Origin of the sequence: Thermomonas beijingensis (assembly GCF_020034655.1) — a bacterium.
In the GTDB taxonomy this organism is placed as follows: Bacteria; Pseudomonadota; Gammaproteobacteria; order Xanthomonadales; family Xanthomonadaceae; genus Thermomonas; species Thermomonas beijingensis.
Genome location: NZ_JAIQDJ010000056.1, coordinates 1 through 562 on the forward strand (window position 1 = coordinate 1; position 562 = coordinate 562).

At 61.0% G+C, this 562-nt stretch carries 1 protein-coding gene; it reads right to left on the reverse strand.

Going from position 1 to position 562, the window contains the following annotated elements; translation table 11 throughout:
* Positions 1-52: 52 nt before the first annotated feature.
* A partial coding sequence (locus K7B09_RS13130; protein WP_223629914.1) for a DUF3885 domain-containing protein occupies positions 53-562 on the reverse strand: 510 nt, incomplete at its 5' end.

A 562-nucleotide genomic window follows, 5' to 3' on the forward strand; every position in this document is an offset into this window, starting at 1 on the left:
CTAACACCTGAGTTAAGCCGCGCCGCGAAGCGGCGTCGGCTTGGACGAATTGTTAGAGCGCGCCGAACGTGCTCTGCATTTGAGGCAGATCATAGGGCAGGAGCAGAGACCGATGCTGGGCGTAAAGCTGCTGGAGCGTGGACCGGTTGGGGCCAACCACATCCATTCCCCGGTCGTCATAGGGGAAGAGAGCGACGCCCGCCTGGAGGTTGAGAAGGTACACGGAGCATTGCAGCTTGGGGCTAATGCCCAGATCCTTGGCCAATGCGCACCAGAGCACATTGGAAAGCAGGGCGATTGGCGCCGCGAAAGCCAGCGTTAAGTCGACCTGCGGCTCTTCCTCGTCGGCCCAGTCATCTGGGTCAACTGCGTCGGCCCAGAAAGCTCGTACTGCTGGGAGAGGGATCTGCGCCGCCTTGAGTTCACGGACAAGTTGCCGGCACTCGAGCCCGCCGCCCTCATGCATGCGGTCCCTGAGGCAAACGGCAAAGTGGTCTGACCCGCGAAAAGCATCTTGAGCGATGAGCAGCGCCTTGCGATGTGCGCTTAGGAATTGCTGGAG